Origin of the sequence: Flavobacterium aquiphilum, from assembly GCF_027111335.1 — a bacterium.
Classification (GTDB): Bacteria; Bacteroidota; Bacteroidia; order Flavobacteriales; family Flavobacteriaceae; genus Flavobacterium; species Flavobacterium aquiphilum.
Genome location: NZ_CP114288.1, coordinates 1,762,015 through 1,780,565, shown reverse-complemented (window position 1 = coordinate 1,780,565; position 18,551 = coordinate 1,762,015). Strand labels below are relative to the sequence as shown.

Sequence of the window (18,551 nt, the reverse complement as noted above, 5' to 3'; positions counted from 1 at the left end):
TACCGATGGCTTACATTTCATGTAGTGGCAAAGCGACCAGAGGAAGCTCTTGCCGGTACAAAAAAAATGTTGCCAGCGGTATGAGGACTTGAAACGGATAGCAGGATAAAGCTCCTGAAATAAATCAAATTAATTATGAAGAAATCGGCATTAACAATCGTTTTGGTTCTTTTTTGTTTGACCAACATCACTTGTCAAGCGCAAAAACAGCAAGCCAGAATCACCGTAAAAGGAACTCAATTTTACAAAGGCGACAAACCTTATTCCTACATTGGAACCAATTACTGGTACGGAAGTCTGCTTGCTTCAAAGAAAGTGGGCGACCGAAAAAGATTGCTTCGAGAGCTGGATTTAATGCTAAAAAACGGAATTGACAACCTGCGAATTTTGGTGGGTGGTGACGGTGGAAAATACGATTATACCGTTCGCCCCGCTTTACAATACGAACAGGGAAAATACGATCAGGATTTACTGGATGGATTGGATTTCCTGATTGCCGAAATGGGTAAACGCAATATGTATGCGGTTTTGTACCTGACGAATAACTGGGAATGGTCCGGCGGAATGTCACAATATTTGGAATGGAATGGTCATGGGCCGATTCCGATTCCTGCTATTCCACCAAATACTTGGCCGCAATTTATGTCCTATACTGAAAAATTTCATAGCTGTGAACCGTGTATGGAGGCACTGAACAATCATGTGAAATTTATTTTGGGCAGAACAAACACCTATACGAAAAGAAAATACACCGAGGACAACACGATTATGGCGTGGCAGGTGGGCAATGAACCGCGCTTATTTACTACCGAGAACGAAGAAAAATTCACGGTTTGGCTCAACAACATTGTGAACTTGATTGACAGTTTGGACAAGAATCACTTGATTTCTACCGGCTCCGAGGGGAAAAACAGTTCCAACGACAGTATGGAAATTTTTGAAAGAACGCATCGCAATCCGAATATTGATTATTTAACGATGCATATTTGGCCTAAAAACTGGAATTGGTACAAGGCTGATGATGCCGAGAAAACACTGCCGATCACATTGAAAAATGCTGGAGAATATATTGACCTGCACGTAAAAGTTGCCAATGATTTAAAAAGACCAATCATCATTGAGGAATTTGGTTTACCAAGACAAAACGAAGGTTTGGACGCTACTGTTTCTGTGACTAACAGGGATATTTTTTACAATTATATTTTCAACAGAGTTGCCGAAAGCCATAAAAACAACGGAGTGTTACAAGCCGCTAACTTTTGGGGATTTGGCGGAGAAGGAAAAGCAGTTACCAAAGACGGGAAATGGAATCCAGGAGATCCTTTAACTACAGATCCATCACAGGAACCACAAGGGCTTAACTCGGTTTTTTCGACTGATAAATCGACTTTGGATTTGGTTAAGAAGTACAATTTGGAATTGAGTAAAAACTAATAAAATTGATTTAAAACATATACATAACTAAATTATTTTAAAGATGAAGAAGGAATATGCTGTAGGATTAGATATTGGAGGGACTCACATTACCACTGGTGTCATTGATATTACCAATATGGAAGTTCTTGAATTTACCATGCGAAAAGAGTCTTTTAATTCTAATTTACCTGTAAATCAGGTTTTGAATATTTGGGAAAAAACGATTCGCGCTTCGTGGGATAGTTCAGGAGTCGAAAACATGGAGGGAATAACAGTCTGTATGCCCGGGCCGTTTGATTATGAAAAAGGGATTTGCTGGATAAAAGGGCAATCAAAATATGAGCATTTTTATGGTGCAGATGTTGGAGATTTGATTCGCAAACAAATAAAACTTCCAAATGATTTTAAAGTGTTGTTCGAAAATGATGCTGTTTGTTTTGGAAAAGGAGAAGTGCATAAAAACCCTACTAACCTTTCAAAAAAAGTAATGGCTGTTACACTCGGGACAGGTTTAGGTTCTTGTTTTATAGACAAAGGAATTTCAATCAGTTCTGGAAGTCAAGTACCAAAAGACGGTGAAATATGGAATCTCTCGTTTAAAACCAGCATGGCCGAAGATTATGTTTCCCTAAGAGGGCTTATCGCCAATTATTATTGCAATAACGAAACATCTGTAGAAAACGGATTGGAGCTTTATAACCGAGCAATTCTTGGTGATGGAGCAGCAATCAAAGCATTTGAAAAAATGGGAGAAGATTTAGCCGAAATTGTAATTCCTCTGTTAAAAAACTTTTCGGCAGAACATTTTATTATTGGTGGTAAAATTGCCGACTCGAGTGCGCTTTTTCTTCCTACTTTTGATAAAAAAATAAAAGCAGCTGATTTAGAGATTAGTATACAAGTTTCGACTGACAATGAGAATGCGGCTTTATTGGGTGCTGCCAGCTTGCTATACAATTCAAAACGCCATTTTGATATTACCGTCAACTAGTGATATTATTTTTAGAATTATGAACAAAGCAATTTTACTACTAGCACTATTTCTTTTTAACCCCGTTTTCTCCCAAAAGAAACAAAACTTTCAATTGGCTTCCCCAAATGGAAAAATTGAAATTGCCATTGTTCTTTCGGATAAAATAACTTGGGAAGTCACACATGAAAAGGAACCGATTTTGAGTACCTCCCCCATGTCGATCACTCTGAATGAAGGCGAAATATTGGGTAAAAAACCAATGCTTTTGAATTCTAAAAAAGAAAGCATACGAACTTCTTTTGACACTCCGTTTTACAAAAAGAAAGTTGTCGAAAACAATTACAACCAACTCGTATTGAATTTCAAAGGTGATTTTGCTATTGAATTTCGAGCTTTTGACGAAGGGGTCGCTTATCGTTTTATAACCAAAAAGAAAGGGGATATTGTTGTAAAATCAGAAGAAGCTGTTTTAAATTTTGACAAAGACTACCCTACTCTAATGCCTTATGTCAGAGATTTAAGAAACCCAAAAGATCCGTTTATTTCTTCTTTCGAATCTCATTACGAAAACAAAAAAATAAGCGAGTTTACTAAAGATACGTTAGCATTTTTGCCCTTTCTGATTGATTTTAAAAACCATAAAAAAGCCGTTTTCTTAGAAGCAAATCTTCAGGATTATCCGGGAATGTTTGTGACCAACAATAAAGAAAAATCAGGATTTGAAGCCCGTTTCCCAAAATATCCTTTGCAGGAAATGAACGGCGGATTCAACAACCTCAACAAATTAATCACCCAAAGAGCCGATTATTTGGTTAACACAAAAGGCAGTCGGAATTTCCCTTGGCGAATTTTGGTCATTTCAGAAAGCGACAAAGATTTGGCCAATAATGACATGGTTCAACGATTATCCGAACCACCTAAAATAAAAGATGTAAGCTGGATTAAACCGGGAAAAGTAGCTTGGGACTGGTGGAACGATTGGAATATCTACAACGTCAATTTTCAAGCTGGAATCAATACGGAAACCTATAAATATTACATTGATTTTGCTTCCAAAAACAAAGTCGAATACGTTGTTTTGGACGAAGGCTGGAGTGTTGAGACTAACATTATGAAGCACAATCCTAAAGTAGATCTAAAAGCCTTAATTGCTTATGGCAAGGAACGAAACGTTGGGATTATACTTTGGTCTTCATGGATGGCTTTACACGAAAATATTGATGTGGTATTCAAAAACTACACTGATATGGGCGTAAAAGGTTTCAAAGTTGATTTCATTGACCGGGATGATACCAAAATGGTAAATTCGGTTTATGAAATTGCGCAAAAAGCAGCCGATCATAAATTATTGCTGGACTTTCATGGTATGTACAAGCCTACTGGAATACAACGAACTTTCCCGAACATTTTGAACTTTGAAGGTGTAAAAGGACTCGAAAACAACAAATGGACACCCAATGATGATGTTCCTACTTATGATTGCTCTATTACTTACATCCGAATGATGGCAGGGCCAATGGATTATACACCGGGCGCAATGCGAAATGCCACAAAATCCGAATTCAAACCTAGTCATTCCAACCCTGTAAGTCAGGGAACAAGATGTCATCAACTGGCGTTATACACTATTTTTGAGGCGCCATTGCAAATGATGGCCGACAGTCCGACCGCTTATATGAAGGAGCAGGAAAGCACAGATTTTATAGCAAAAATCCCGACCACTTTTGATGAAACGGTTGCTTTAGAAGGAGAAGTCGGAAAATTCGTTTCAATTGCCCGAAAAAAAGGAAACAATTGGTATTTGGGAGCTATCACCAATTGGAATAGCAGGGATATTACGGTTGATTTTTCGTTTTTGGAGAAAGGAAAAACATTCGAAGCCGATTTGTTTACCGATGGTTTAAATGCCGAGAAAGCGGCCGTAGATTACAAAAGGGAAAAAATCACTGTTGATTCAACTACCAAAATGACAATACATTTGGCCAGCGGTGGCGGTTTATCGGCGATTATTTCGCCTAAAAATTAATTTTATCACATTGTTAAAAACGTAGAGACGCACGTTGTAGAGACGCACTGCAGTGCGTCTCTACGCATACGTTTTACCAAACGTTAATAATCTTTTATTTCAAAATAGATTCAATAGCCTGTAATTCATCTGATGAAAATTCCAGATTTTTCAACGAATCAATATTATTATTCAATTGTCCCACAGAACTGGCACCAATTAATACCGAAGTAACTCTTTTGTCTTTTAATATCCATGCCAATGCCATTTGAGCCAAAGACTGATTTCTTTGTTTGGCAATTTCGTTCAATTGGATAATTTTCTGAATTTTTTCTTCAGAAACCTCTTCTTCTTTTAAATGTCCATTTGGATTGTGCGCACGAGAATTTTCTGGAATTCCTTTTAAATATTTATCGGTTAAAAGGCCTTGTGCCAAGGGTGAAAAAGCAATACAACCCACTCCTTTTTCTTCAAGAACGTCAAGCAATCCTTGTTCGGGAGTTCTAACGAACATTGAATATTTAACCTGATGAATCAAACAAGGCGTTCCCAAACGTTGTAATATTTCGGTAGCCTGTTTTGTTTGTTCCGGATTGTAATTTGAAATCCCAGCATACAAGGCTTTTCCGCTTCTAACGGCATAATCCAAAGCCATCATTGTTTCTTCCATCGGTGTTTCAGGATCTGGGCGGTGTGAATAGAAAATATCCACATATTCTAAATTCATTCTTTTCAAACTCTGATCCAAACTGGAAAGTAAATACTTCCGAGAACCCCAATCTCCATAAGGTCCGTCCCACATAGTGTAACCAGCTTTGGTTGTGATTACTATTTCGTCACGAAGGTTTCCCTGGAAATTATTTTTAAGGATAGTTCCAAAATTGGTCTCTGCCGAACCAGGAACCGGCCCATAATTATTAGCCAAATCAAAATGGGTTATTCCTTGGTCAAAAGCTGCTTTGGCAATACTTTCAGCATTTTCAAAACTATCTACAGAACCAAAGTTATGCCATAATCCTAATGATATTTCAGGCAACAACAACCCGCTTTTTCCACATCTATTGTATTTCATATATGTAAAATTTATATGTTATAAGTCATATATGTTATCGCTTTTATTTATAGGTATTTGCTTTCGCAAATTTATTGTAATGGCGATTTCATTATATTGATTTAAGGTTTGAAATTTAATTTTTAGAATTTGGTAAAGTTCGCATTCATAATGTAATAATACAAATAAACCCAACCTGTTTTTTAATACAAGCCGGGTTTATAAATAAAAAATATAATTTGATTTACTTCAATTCAAATCCACTTTCCAAACCTTTATCTGAACTTCCTCCTACCCAAATTTTAAATGTCCCAGGTTCAACCAAATAATTCCCTTCATTGTCGAAGAAGCCCAATTCTTTGTCTGTTAAAGTGAAGATTACTGTTTTGGTTTCTCCTTTTTTCAAAGTTACCAAATCAAAACCTTTTAATTCTTTCACAGGTCTTGCAATACTTGCAGCAACATCCTGAACATACAATTGTGCCACTTCTTTTCCGTCATAATTTCCGGAATTGGTTATATCCACCGAAACCACTACCTGCTCCCCTTTTGCGAAAGCGGACTTATTTATTTTTAAGTTTTTATAATCAAAAGTTGTGTAGCTCAACCCAAATCCAAACGGATACAATGGTGTTTTTTCCACATCAATATAATGCGACCAAAACACATTTTTATCACTGTTTACAGGTCTTCCTGTATTGTAATTATTGTAGTAAATTGGCACTTGACCTACGTTTCTTGGGAAAGACATTGGCAATTTCCCGCTTGGGTTATAATCTCCGTAAAGTACTTGTGCCACCGCATTACCCGTCTGTGTTCCCAAATGCCAAGCCTCAACAATCGCAGGGATATGGTCTGCGGCCCAAGGCAAAGCCAACGGTCTTCCATTATTTAAAACCAAAACAATATTTGGGTTCACTTTGTAGATTTCTTCAAGTAATTCCTGTTGCACTCCAGGCAAATCGAGATTGGTTCTGCTGCGGCCTTCTCCCGTTTGAAAACCGTGTTCTCCAAGAACCATCACAACCACATCAGCATTGGCAGCTGCTTTTTTGGCCGCCTCAAACCCGCTTTTATCAGTGGTATTAAAAACCAATTCGTCCACAAAAGTCGCTTTGCCCACAATCAAATCGGCTCCTTTTTCAAACGTTAATTGATTGCCTTTATATTGTTGCATTCCCTCGAGAACTGAAACTGCAGTGTTGTCATCCGAAGCGATTCTCCAACTTCCCAACGGACTGTTTTTGTCATTGGCCAAAGCCCCAATCAAAGCGATTTTCTGCCCTGATTTTTTCAACGGAAGCAATCCTTTTTCATTCTTCAAAAGCACAATCGCTTTTTTAGCCATATCCAACACCCCGTCGTTATTAGCTTTGCTACCTATCGTTTCTTTCTCCCTTTCCTCATTACAATATCTATAAGGGGCATCAAACAATCCTAATTCAAATTTCACACGCAATATTCTTCGAACGGCATCGTCAACCAAAGCCTCTTTGACTTTACCATCCTTAACCAGTTTTACCAATTCGGAGACAAACAAATGCGACTCCATATCCATATCCGATCCGGCAATCACCGCTTTGGCTGTTGCATCAGCACCGTCTTTTGCAAAACCATGAGAAATCATCTCCCTAACTGAAGCCCAATCCGAAACCATAAAACCGTCAAACTTCCATTTTCCTTTCAAAATGTCTCTTTGCAAAAATACATTCCCCGTTGCCGGCACACCGTTCAAAATATTGAACGAATTCATAAACGTACGCACACCAGCCTCGGTTGCTGCTTTAAACGGAGGTAAAACTGTATTGAACAATTTTGAATTACTGATATCCACCGTATTGTAATCCCTGCCGGATTCGGCAAAACCATAAGCTGCAAAATGTTTGGCGCAGGCAGCAATTGTATTCACCTTTTGCAAATCGGCTCTCGTTTCTCCCTGAAAACCGGTAATTCTTGCCTTTGCAATTTTACTTCCCAAATAAGGATCCTCACCCGCACCTTCCATCACACGCCCCCAACGCGCATCCTGCGAAATATCCACATTTGGTCCAAAAGTCCAATTAATTCCAGATGCCGAAGCCTCAGCCGCTGCTATCTGAGCCGACTTTTTAATCGCTTCCATATCCCAACTCGCAGCCTCTGCCAGCGGTATCGGACTCAACGTTTTGTAACCGTGAATGACATCAAAACCAATAATCAATGGAATCCCCAATCGGGTTTCCTCTACAGCGATTTTTTGAACTGCCCTAACTTCTTTCACGCCACGAACAGACAACATCGAACCTACCCAACCGTCTCTCAAATGCTTATATTTCAATTCAGCGTTACCGCCCTTTGGTGCCGGCCCTGTTACTTCCCAAAAACCGTTATATTGATTCATTTGTCCGACTTTTTCCTCCAACGTCATTTCTTTCATCAACAAATCAATACGCTCTTCAATCGGTTTTGTTTGGTCTAAATGTGGTAATTTTTGTGCAATCATATTTCCTGTACTAATCAGGGTAAAAATCCCTGCAATCATTAATAGTTTATTCTTCATACTTTGGTTATAATTTTTATGGCGTGTCCCTTGTCCTGAAGAAAAATCAGGACAAGGGTCGGGCTATACGGCTTTATCTCTCCTCTCATCCCAAAAGACGAGATGCGAGGATATCGCCTGCTATCCCTCACGCAGCCTTTGCAACAGCATTCAATTTTTTAGTTTTCAGTCTCAGTTTTCAGTGTCGAATAGAATCCAGTGAAAACTGCGACTTACCTTATTCACTTATAAAAGACGAAGCCGGCAATTTTGCCTTATTGAAAAGAGTCGATTGATCGGTATTCTTCCAGGCGTAGCGCACTTTCACAGGAACTTTAACCTCATCCGACTGCACCACAACCGTATTATTTTTAATCACGGCTGTCGCTTTGTAAAACACATTATCTGCTCCGGCTATTTCAAACAAATCGGCTTTTTTATCCTTAAAATACAAACCGTCTGCATACTCAAAAGTGACCGTTACTTTATTCTTCTCAATCTTCATCCCTTTATAAAGTGGGCCGTTTACCAATGCCTCATTCATTTTGTAGGTATTGGCCAAAGCCAAATTTGCCAAACGGATTCCCACCGATTTTTTATCTTTTGGATGTATGTCATCTATGGGCGAAATATCGCTAGTCAAAACCATTCCTGTATTGGGAACTTCCTGTAATACCTTTCGCTGTGCATCCCGAATTATAGCTCCGCCAAAATGATTTTCACCATATTTATAAGGCGCTATCTGAACATAATAAAATGGAAAATCATATCCCCATAATTTTCGCCAAGAGGTAATCAAAGCCGAAAGCGTTTTATCATAAACCGTTGACCCCACATTACTTTCCCCCTGATACCACAAGGCTCCGGCAATTTTGAATTTAGTCCAAGGAAAAATCATTGCATTAAAAGCCCTTCCGGGTTGGTTAGGGCCATAACTTTCTTCTTTCCTCGTCTTAGCCGATTCCAATAAAACAGGATCATTTTGAATCACTTCTTCAGGCATCCATATCTCCGCCGGTGTTCCGCCCCAATTGGAGGAAATCAAACCAATAGGCACATCTTTCAATTCTTCCTGCAAATGCTTTCCAAAAAAATATCCCACCGCACTGAAATATTTCATAGTTTCAGATGAACATTCCGTCCAAGTCCCTGATATATTATTTTGCGGCGTGGTAGCTGTTAATTTTGGCACCAAAAAAAGTCGGATATTTGGATTTGCAGCATTTTTTACTGCTTCATCCCCATTCTCAATTCCCCAACTGGCATTCATTTCCATATTGGATTGTCCGGAACAAATCCAAACCTCTCCAATCAAAATGTTTTTCAGTACGATTTCATTGTATCCTTTTATAGAAATGGTATAAGGCCCTCCTTCTTTTGGAGTCGGAATTACAATCTCCCATTTTGCTTGATTGCTAGTTTTTGCTTTATATGTTTGATTATTCCAACTTGGTGTAATCACCACTTCTTCCTGCGGATTCGCCCAACCCCAAACGGTAACTTCGGTATTTCGCTGCAAAACCATATTATCCGAAAACACGTTCGGCAGCGTAACATTTGCGAAAGCGGTATTTGAAAGAATCAAGAAGAGAACAAAAACAATACTTTTATTTTTCATTTAATATTTTTTAAAATAAGGAATCAACTGAGATGCCATGGCTTTATCATCAGCTATATCAGGATGGTAGCCACAGCCTTTTGGTGTCATCGGTTGGAACTCGAATAATGTAATTGACTTGTGCAAAGTATCGTTTTCAAAAGCCTGAATCACTTTTTTCAGACATTTAATAAGAGTAACATTTTTTTCGCCCGAAACCATCGGACTGGACAAAAGTACAATTCGGGTATTTGGAGCATGTTTGTAAACCGTTTTGATAAAATCGATATAATTAGAAACGTATTTTTTCTCATTAAATGGTAATCTCGCTTTTTTTCCGTCACCGTCAGAAAGGTCATTCGTACCTAAACAAATACTCACCAAATCGGGTTGAAAAGCAAAATCATACGGTTTGGAACTATCTTTATTTAGGTATAAATTTTCATAAACATCAGGAATGATTGGCTCGTCGATATGCTCGTCATTCCAGTTGCGGTACATCCCGTAACCTGAAACGGAGCTCAACACAAAATCAAGATCCAAAGCCCTTGCCAATATTGGCCCGTAAGCCCAATAAGCATTGTGCTGGTCATACCATTCTCCACTGCCGCAAGGAATCGTAGATGCATCATTCCCAAAACCGCAAGTTATGGAATCGCCTATGAGTTCAATTTTTTTTCTTTTTTTAGTCGCAGGACTTTCAATTAATTTTGCATTGGTTCCGCCAAACAAAACACCTCCGTTGGCAGCTTCCGTAGCTTTATAAATTGAAAGATGGTGCGTTTTTTTTCTATCGGAAACCGCAACCGGATAACTTTTCATTTCTCCGGCATCGATTCGGACCCTCCCGATATACTTTCCATCGAGTTCCAGTGAGACATAAACTTGATGGTCAACAGCACTTTGCAAAGAAACAGAACAAGAATCCCCACTAAAATCAAAAGAAACCGATGAAGCTGAGCCTACTAGCACCACCTTATCGTCAGCCAATTTTTCGACTCTTCCGTGATATTCAAAATATGACTTGGTTTCTGCCTGTTTCTGGGCAATTGAACCGAATGAAACGGAAACCAATAAAAATAGAAAACCAATTTTTTTATAATTCATAGTGGAAAATTGTAATCATTAATAAACAGCAAACAAATTTACAGATTCCACTTAGTCTGAAAGAATACTAAAATATCAAAAGATGACAAAAAAATGTCATTTTAAATGCATTTACTATTTTAATTAAGAGAAAAAAGTATAATTTGATTGTTTTTTTAACAGCTTACAGAAATTCCAACAGCGGCCAATTATTTATAAAGCCATTTTTTTATTAGTTTGGTGTACCTTGGCATAAGCCAATAAACCATTATAAAGACAACAGTTCCTGAAATAAAAAATGAATTTACGAATCGGTTTTCGGGAAAATGTAAAGTATTCAAAACAGGTAAAACTATCAACGGAATGAATATGGACAAAGGAAAAATGGCTGACCAAGTGACCAAATATTGTTTCCAACGAACGGGTGCTTTCTGATTTCCCTGTTCTGGCAAAAAAAGAAAATCCAAACCACTTTTAATAAAATATTGATCACCGATAACAAAAAAAGGCTTGGCTTTTTCTATTAGATTTTTTCTTGTATCTGATTCCATCCAAAATTTCAAATTTTCTACAGTATCAAAGCGAATGATCACCGTATAAGTAAAAGTCAAATTAGGGATTGGCTTGACTATTTGCAAATCCATATTTCCCTTATAACTTCTACAAATCGGAACAACTTCTTCCAACCATTCCTCGTATTGTTTTTGTTTTCCCTCCTTAATTTGATGAGATATTACAACAGTTGCTCCTTGATTTTCCATGTAATATAGGTTATTTGTTTAACTACAAAAAAACTTCGGTACGATTTAAAAGAATAGTTTACTCAAAAATATCAAATTAAGATTAAGTTAACAAATGTATAAGTGGCATTAAATCAAACATTAAAATCTACTTTTTTTCAACCATTATTAATAGTAATTTTTTTTCCTTTTTTAAACTTGGCAATTCCGATTTTTCTTCTAAATTTGTAACCATTGTATAATGTTAAACAACATGGTTATGAATGAAGAATATATGACACTTTCTGAAACTTCGGAATACATTGGTAAAAGTAAAGAAACTTTGAGACGTTGGGATAAAGAAGGTAAATTGACTGCTGTTCGTGAACCGATGAGCAATTACAGAGTTTACAGAAAATCTGATGTTGAGACTTTATTTTTTAATTTTTTAGATGAAAAAATTCAAGAGACAGTATCTAATTATACAGAACCTCATAATGAATATACTGTTTTAGAGCTTTTTGCGGGAGCCGGTGGATTAGCCGTTGGGATGGAAAAAGCAGGACTAAAATGTGTTGCTTTAAATGAAATTGATAAATGGGCATGTCAAACTTTGCGAAAAAATCGTCCAAATTGGAATGTTTTGGAAGGAGATATAAAATCTTTTAATTTTTCTGAATATAATAACAAAGTTGATATTGTAACTGGTGGATTTCCTTGCCAAGCATTCAGTTATGCAGGAAAAAAATTAGGTTTAGCAGATGCAAGAGGAACTTTATTTTATGAATTTGCAAGAGCTGTTAAAGAAGTAAATCCGCCTATTTGTATTGGGGAAAATGTACGTGGTTTGCTAAGTCACGAAAATGGAAAAACTCTCGAAGGAATGATTTCTATTTTAGATGAAATAGGTTATAATGTTGTCCCTGTTCAAGTTTTAAAAGCAATAAATTATAATGTCCCTCAAAAAAGAGAACGATTAATTCTAGTTGGAATTAGAAAAGATATTGATTTAAAATATGAATATCCCAAACCTTATAAGAAAATATATAACTTGAAAGATGCTCTTAAAAAAGGTGATTTATTTGATTGTGACGTCCCTAAATCAGAAGGTTCAAAATATCCGAAAAGTAAAATTGATGTTTTAAAATTAGTTCCGCAGAAAGGCTATTGGAGAGATTTACCTCTTGAAATTCAAAAAGAATTTATGGGAGGAAGTTTTCATCTTGGCGGTGGAAAAACTGGAATTGCAAGGAGAATAGGCTGGGACGAACCTTGCCTTACACTAACTTGCAGTCCCGCACAAAAACAAACAGAAAGATGCCATCCCGAAGAAACTCGCCCATTTACTGTTCGAGAATATGCTAGAATACAAACTTTTCCTGACGACTGGAAATTTGAAGGATCTATTGCTCAACAATATAAGCAAATAGGAAACGCAGTTCCTGTTAATTTAGGAAAAGAAGTTGGCTATTCGATTGTGAAGTTTTTAAATAGTTATTATAATTTATTGAAGTCAAAAAGTTGAGAACTTTCAATTTCTTTTGCAAGTTCTTCAACTCCTTTGTTAATTAAATCCTGAGTATCAATATTGTTAATTAATCTTTGTAAACTATCAACTAGACCATCATAAAAACTAGGAAATCCAGTAACTCTGTGCCAAAAATCTTTTCCAATAATAACTGGATGTGTTTTATCTATGACTTTGTAATGCATACTTAACTCATTCTGTTCACCATAAAGAACACCAACTATAAAGTCTGTATTATTTATATTTTTAAATGCTTTGTTTGTTCTGGCAAGATTAATTGTATCTGTAAACTTTTTTATTAAAGGTTTTACATCTTCAGAATTAATTGTATTTGGCCCAGACTTTAATTGACACCATTTTCGTCGATTATCAATTTTATCTATAAATTCTATATCCATTCCTTTAATTAAAGAGCCTTCACCAATTTTTAAATCAACAAACATATTTTGAATTCTTGTACCAAAAGAAGTATTTATTGAAGTTCCTAAAACCCTAGGATAATAAAGTGCCTTAGCCACACCAACTGCATTATAATTTCCTTCTAAAACTTTTGACAAATACTTCACTACAATAGGATTAATATTGTAGGATTTGAGTTTTGAGTGAACTTTTAAAGCAGCATTTATATGATTTTCAAAAATATATAAATTGAAATACTCTACAATTTCAATTAAAAGTTCTTTTTCAGTTCTATTTGGCATTTGATTTATCAATTTAATTTTAATGGGCTAAAATAGCACTTATATTTTACAAAGGAATATTTCCGTGTTTTCTTTTAGGCGTATCAACAACTTTATTCTCCAACATACTAAACGCCTTTATCAATTTGCGTCGGGTATCTTGCGGTAAAATTACCTCATCCACAAAACCGCGCTGGGCAGCCGTGTAAGGATTCGCAAAAAGTTCAGCATATTCAGCTTCTTTCTCCAAAAGTTTGGCTTCATGGTCTTCGGCGTCGTGGATTTCTTTTTTAAATATAATTTCCGAGGCTCCTTTGGCTCCCATCACCGCAATCTCGGCAGTTGGCCAGGCAAAATTCATATCGGCTCCAATGTGCTTGGAATTCATCACATCATAGGCACCACCGTAAGCTTTGCGGGTGATTACGGTTACCCGAGGCACCGTAGCTTCGCTCAAAGCGTAAAGTAGTTTTGCCCCGTGAACAATGATTCCGTTCCATTCCTGATCGGTTCCCGGCAAAAAGCCCGGCACATCCACCAACACCAAGAGCGGTATATTAAACGCATCACAAAAACGGGTAAATCTCGCCGCTTTTTTGGAACTGTTCACATCAAGACATCCCGCCAAAAACATCGGTTGGTTGGCAACAATCCCTATACTTCGTCCTCCCAATCGAGCGAAACCCACAAGAATATTTTCGGCATAATTTTTATGTATTTCAAAAAACGAATCTTCGTCTATAATTCCAGCTATTACGCTGTGCATGTCATAAGGCTTATTTGGGTTCTCTGGAATAATGTTTGCCAATTGTTCTCGTATTTCTTCTTTCAGCTCATACGGCAAATTCTTTGGCGTTTCTTTGTTGTTTTGCGGCAAATAACTAAGTAGCTTCTTAATATCCTCCAAACAAGCCACACCATTAACAGCAGTTCGATGTGCCACACCCGACTTAGTGGAGTGTGTGCTGGCACCTCCCAACTCCTCCGAAGTAACCGATTCGTTAGTCACGGTTTTCACCACGTTTGGTCCCGTTACAAACATATAGCTGGTTTCCTCTACCATAATCGTAAAATCGGTCATAGCCGGAGAATAAACCGCTCCACCTGCACAAGGTCCCATAATGGCCGAAATTTGAGGAATCACACCGCTAGCCTGCACATTTCGGTAGAAAATATCGGCATAACCTCCCAATGAACGAACACCTTCCTGAATACGTGCCCCGCCCGAGTCGTTAAGTCCGATCATGGGTGCTCCCATTTTGACAGCCATATCCATAACTTTACAGATTTTCTCGGCGTGAGTTTCGGACAATGAACCTCCAAAAACCGTAAAATCCTGTGCAAAAATATACACCAACCTTCCGTTGATGGTTCCGTAACCCGTGATGACTCCATCACCGTAATACATTTCTTTTTCCATCCCGAAATCGGTGGTTCGATGTGTCACCAACATCCCAATTTCTTCAAAAGAACCTTCATCCATCAAATAATCGATACGTTCCCTTGCCGTGAGTTTTTTACTTGAATGCTGTTTGGCTATACGCTTAAGTCCTCCACCCAAAAGGGCTTGGGCAATTTTATCGTTGAGTGTTTTTATTTTGTCTTGCATATTTTTTCAACCACTAAGTTTTATTAATTCTTCTTTTTGGCTAAAGCCAAATAAACATTCATTCTTTTTTTGAACCATTAAGAGATTAAGAAAATTAAGTTTTGACTTCCTTAATGAAACTTAATAACTTAATGGTTATCCATTTAACCCCCATTTTTACCAATTCTTTTCTTTTGGCCAAAGCAAAATAAACATTCATTCCTTTTTTTTAAAACCATTAAGAGATTAAGAAAATTAAGTTTCACTTTTTCTTAATGAGACTTAATATCTTAATGGTTCAAATTAATTTTTATAATTCAAACTAATTTTTCAATTCGGTAAGCGAACGATCTTTTGATCTTCAAAATATTGTTTCAATGCGATCAAAGCTGCAATCTCCGCTTCCTGAGCCATTTGGTTTTTCAACACATCTGCATTGTAATATTTCTTAACAAAATGCGTGTCGAATTTCCCCGAACGAAAGGCCTCGTGTCCGAAAACAAATTTCCCGAAAGGCAAAGTCGTCTGAACTCCTTCCACACGGTAATTTTCGATCGCTTTAATCATCAACTGAATCGCTTCTTCACGAGTTTTCCCATAAGTGATTAATTTCGCCAACATCGGATCGTAATAAATCGGGATGTCCATACCCTGATCAAAACCGTTGTCCACGCGAATCCCTTCGCCAACAGGCAATTGATAAACATCCAAATGTCCTACACTCGGCAGGAAATCATTCATAGGATCTTCGGCATAAACACGCAATTCAAGTGCATGGCCTTTTATATGCAAATCTTCTTGTTTTATGGTCAATTCTTCTCCCCTTGCAATTCTAATCTGCAATTCAACTAAATCAGTTCCTGTAATCAATTCCGTAACGGGGTGCTCTACTTGCAAACGAGTATTCATTTCGAGGAAATAGAAATTATTATTTTCGTCCAATAAAAACTCCACTGTTCCCGCTCCCAAATAATCACAAGATTTAGCCACCAAAACAGCTGCCTCACCCATTTTTTTACGCAATTCAGGTGTTAAAACTGCCGAAGGTGCTTCTTCTACCACTTTTTGGTGACGACGCTGAATACTGCATTCCCTTTCAAAAAAATATAAAAAATTGCCGTGACTGTCCGCCATCACCTGAATTTCGATATGACGCGGTGATGCCACATATTTTTCTATAAAAACCGATCCATCTCCAAAAGCAGCCATTGCTTCGCTTATGGCACGATTCATTTGCGATTCAAAATCAGCTTCGTTTTCCACCACTCGCATTCCTTTTCCTCCACCACCCGCCGAAGCTTTTATCAAAATAGGAAAACCAATTGCAGTGGCAGCCTGTTTTGCTTTTTCGATATCGGTAATCACTTGGTCAATACCGGGAACCATTGGGATATTATAAGCTTTTACGGCATCTTTGGCAGCCAGTTTACTTCCCATCATTTTTATAGCCTTTGATTTTGGACCAATAAAAATGAGGTTGTTTTTATCTACTTCTTCGGCAAATTCTGCATTCTCACTCAGGAATCCGTATCCCGGATGAATCGCATCTACATTCAAAGATTTTGCCACCTCAATAATTTTACTTCCCATCAAATACGATTGGCTCGAAGGAGCTTCCCCAATCCAAACCGCTTCATCAGCAAATTTCACATGCGGGGCGTTTCTATCCACAGTCGAATAAACGGCAACGGTTTTAATCCCCATTTTTTGCGCAGTTTTCATCACCCTAATGGCAATTTCCCCTCTATTGGCAACCAGTATTTTTTTCATATTTTACAATTATAAAGAATAATAGAGTAGAGAATATAGATTTTTCAAAAGGCTGAAAAATAAACAGCTTAATTTTCTATTCTCCTTACTCAAACTCAATTAACAACTGACCTTTTTCCACCGCATCGCCCTTACTCACCGAGATAGATTTGATAACCCCGTCACGAGGCGAAAGAAAACTATTCTCCATTTTCATCGCACTCAAAATAATCAAATTGTCATTCTCCTTGACGGTTTGTCCTGCAACGACATTGATTTCCAAAATAAGCCCCGGCATTGGTGCTTTGATCGCATTGACCTGTTTAGCCGATCCAATTTCAAATCCCATTTCCTTGATCAAAATATCCAACGCGTTGGCAATAGAAACAGTATAATCGGTATTATTCACCTTCACTGTATAGCGTTTATGATTAAAATCCGAAGAGATGATTTCCGCTTTATAAGGCGTGTTTTGATGCAGGACATGAAATTCATTTACCTCTGTAGGTATTGCATCCAATTTGGAAACGCTTTCTTTTTCAAAATCAAAATGGAAAGCATCGTTTACGGTTACTTTGTAGTTCGAACCCATTCTTTTTCTTTTTAGCTTAGTAAAAATAGGAAAGAAAACGTTTTCGTGAAAAAAATTATAAAAATAAGATTGATTTAGAAGCAAATAAAAAACTTCCATTTCAAAAAAAAGGAAATGATTTCAATAAAAACAATATCTATAATCAATCTTTTTGCGCAAAATTCAGTAGTCATTGCAATTATTATTTAGTGTTATTATCTGATAAATTAGACTCAAAAAACGACCTTATGACCATACAAATTAGGATCGAATAAGATCAAATTATTGCACTTTTTGCTCTCCGCTGACGTTTATTTCAATCAAATTATTCTCTTATCGACTAAATCGATATAATTATACCGAAAAAGGCATTGTGATAAATGTTAAAAAAACACTTTTTTATTAATTTTAACATATTTGCAATTTCATTTTATTTGACAATACTTCAATGAATTTATAAAAAACAATCAATAAAATATAAAAATCATTTTTAAAGTATATTTTTTTTATTCAATTCTCTTTTTTGACTACTTTTAGAATACAAAATAAAACAACGGTTTTTAAATAAAAAACAATATAAATTTAAATCATAATATCATGAAAAATTCAATCTTTTTTTTAGGAATTGCTTTACTTTCTTTCATTACTGTTTCAACAGCTTCAAACAATATTCCAACTGCAAAAAATGAATTCGCAACTGTAGCATACGATGATGATGTAACACCATTGTGTCAAGCTATCATCAAAGGAGATGTTGAAGTAGTTAAAAAATTCATCGAATACGGAGTGGATGTAAATCAAAAATCTAACGGGTTAACCCCTTTGATGATTGCTGCCCGTAGCAACAAAGTAGAAATTGTTAAATATCTTATTGAAAATTGCAAAGTAAAAATCAACGAAAAAGATTCTAACGGATTTACTGCCTTGAAATATGCTGAACTTTCAAATGCTACCGAATCAATTGAAATTTTAAAAAACCATAAATAACCAATTTTAACCAAGCACGCACCTAAGTTTGCCCCAAATCCTTATCGTCCTCAATAAAATTCATTTTTTGAAAATTATTGGGG

14 protein-coding genes are annotated in these 18,551 nt (G+C 36.8%); 5 read left to right on the top strand and 9 right to left on the bottom strand.

Annotated features, from left to right (window positions below):
• Window positions 1-135: 135 nt before the first annotated feature.
• From OZP12_RS07560 to OZP12_RS07550, 3 genes are read left to right on the top strand one after another with little or no spacing between them, the layout of a single operon-like run.
• The gene (locus OZP12_RS07560; RefSeq protein WP_281228433.1) at window positions 136-1,434 is read left to right on the top strand and encodes a glycoside hydrolase 5 family protein; all 1,299 of its coding nucleotides are present in this window, start codon (window positions 136-138) and stop codon (window positions 1,432-1,434) included.
• A 43-nt stretch (window positions 1,435-1,477) separates the two neighbouring features.
• The gene (locus OZP12_RS07555; protein WP_281228432.1) at window positions 1,478-2,407 is read left to right on the top strand and encodes an ROK family protein; all 930 of its coding nucleotides are present in this window, start codon (window positions 1,478-1,480) and stop codon (window positions 2,405-2,407) included.
• A 19-nt stretch (window positions 2,408-2,426) separates the two neighbouring features.
• Window positions 2,427-4,415 carry a retaining alpha-galactosidase gene (locus OZP12_RS07550; RefSeq protein ID WP_281228431.1) on the top strand — a complete coding sequence of 663 codons (1,989 nt, stop codon included), beginning with the start codon at window positions 2,427-2,429 and terminating at the stop codon, window positions 4,413-4,415.
• Window positions 4,416-4,509: 94 nt separating this feature from the next.
• On the opposite strand, the gene OZP12_RS07545 is transcribed toward OZP12_RS07550, so the two are convergent.
• From OZP12_RS07545 to OZP12_RS07525, 5 genes are all read right to left on the bottom strand, one after another.
• Window positions 4,510-5,466: an aldo/keto reductase gene (locus OZP12_RS07545; RefSeq protein WP_281228430.1), complete on the bottom strand. Its 957-nt coding sequence runs from the start codon at window positions 5,464-5,466 to the stop codon at window positions 4,510-4,512.
• A 223-nt stretch (window positions 5,467-5,689) separates the two neighbouring features.
• Window positions 5,690-7,984 (bottom strand): beta-glucosidase BglX, encoded by a 2,295-nt coding sequence (bglX, locus tag OZP12_RS07540; RefSeq protein WP_281228429.1) that lies wholly within the window; start codon window positions 7,982-7,984, stop codon window positions 5,690-5,692.
• A gap of 217 nt (window positions 7,985-8,201) precedes the next feature.
• Window positions 8,202-9,581: a sialate O-acetylesterase gene (locus OZP12_RS07535; RefSeq protein WP_281228428.1), complete on the bottom strand. Its 1,380-nt coding sequence runs from the start codon at window positions 9,579-9,581 to the stop codon at window positions 8,202-8,204.
• Entirely contained in the window at window positions 9,582-10,667 is a 1,086-nt protein-coding gene (locus OZP12_RS07530) for an SGNH/GDSL hydrolase family protein (RefSeq protein ID WP_281228427.1), read from the bottom strand.
• Between the two features lie 188 nt (window positions 10,668-10,855).
• Complete coding sequence (locus OZP12_RS07525; protein WP_281228426.1) at window positions 10,856-11,407, bottom strand: antibiotic biosynthesis monooxygenase; 552 nt, start codon at window positions 11,405-11,407, stop codon at window positions 10,856-10,858.
• Window positions 11,408-11,639: 232 nt separating this feature from the next.
• On the opposite strand from OZP12_RS07525, the gene dcm reads away from it, so the two are divergent.
• Window positions 11,640-12,890: a DNA (cytosine-5-)-methyltransferase gene (gene dcm / locus OZP12_RS07520; RefSeq protein WP_281229033.1), complete on the top strand. Its 1,251-nt coding sequence runs from the start codon at window positions 11,640-11,642 to the stop codon at window positions 12,888-12,890.
• Here dcm and OZP12_RS07515 read toward each other — a convergent pair.
• The 4 genes from OZP12_RS07515 to OZP12_RS07500 all read right to left on the bottom strand — a co-directional run bounded on the left by OZP12_RS07515 (window position 12,863) and on the right by OZP12_RS07500 (window position 17,502).
• Window positions 12,863-13,594 carry a PmeII family type II restriction endonuclease gene (locus OZP12_RS07515; RefSeq protein WP_281228425.1) on the bottom strand — a complete coding sequence of 244 codons (732 nt, stop codon included), beginning with the start codon at window positions 13,592-13,594 and terminating at the stop codon, window positions 12,863-12,865. The two genes, dcm and OZP12_RS07515, sit on opposite strands and share 28 nt — an antisense overlap.
• A 46-nt stretch (window positions 13,595-13,640) precedes the next feature.
• The gene (locus OZP12_RS07510; protein WP_281228424.1) at window positions 13,641-15,182 is read right to left on the bottom strand and encodes an acyl-CoA carboxylase subunit beta; all 1,542 of its coding nucleotides are present in this window, start codon (window positions 15,180-15,182) and stop codon (window positions 13,641-13,643) included.
• Between the two features lie 309 nt (window positions 15,183-15,491).
• Complete coding sequence (gene accC, locus OZP12_RS07505) at window positions 15,492-16,931, bottom strand: acetyl-CoA carboxylase biotin carboxylase subunit (RefSeq protein ID WP_281228423.1); 1,440 nt, start codon at window positions 16,929-16,931, stop codon at window positions 15,492-15,494.
• 85 nt (window positions 16,932-17,016) lie between these two features.
• A complete protein-coding gene (locus OZP12_RS07500; RefSeq protein ID WP_281228422.1) occupies window positions 17,017-17,502 on the bottom strand; it encodes an acyl-CoA carboxylase biotin carboxyl carrier protein subunit in 486 nt (161 codons plus the stop codon).
• 576 nt (window positions 17,503-18,078) lie between these two features.
• Between OZP12_RS07500 and OZP12_RS07495 the strand changes: the two genes are divergently transcribed.
• A complete protein-coding gene (locus tag OZP12_RS07495) occupies window positions 18,079-18,468 on the top strand; it encodes an ankyrin repeat domain-containing protein (protein WP_281228421.1) in 390 nt (129 codons plus the stop codon).
• Window positions 18,469-18,551 lie beyond the last annotated feature (83 nt).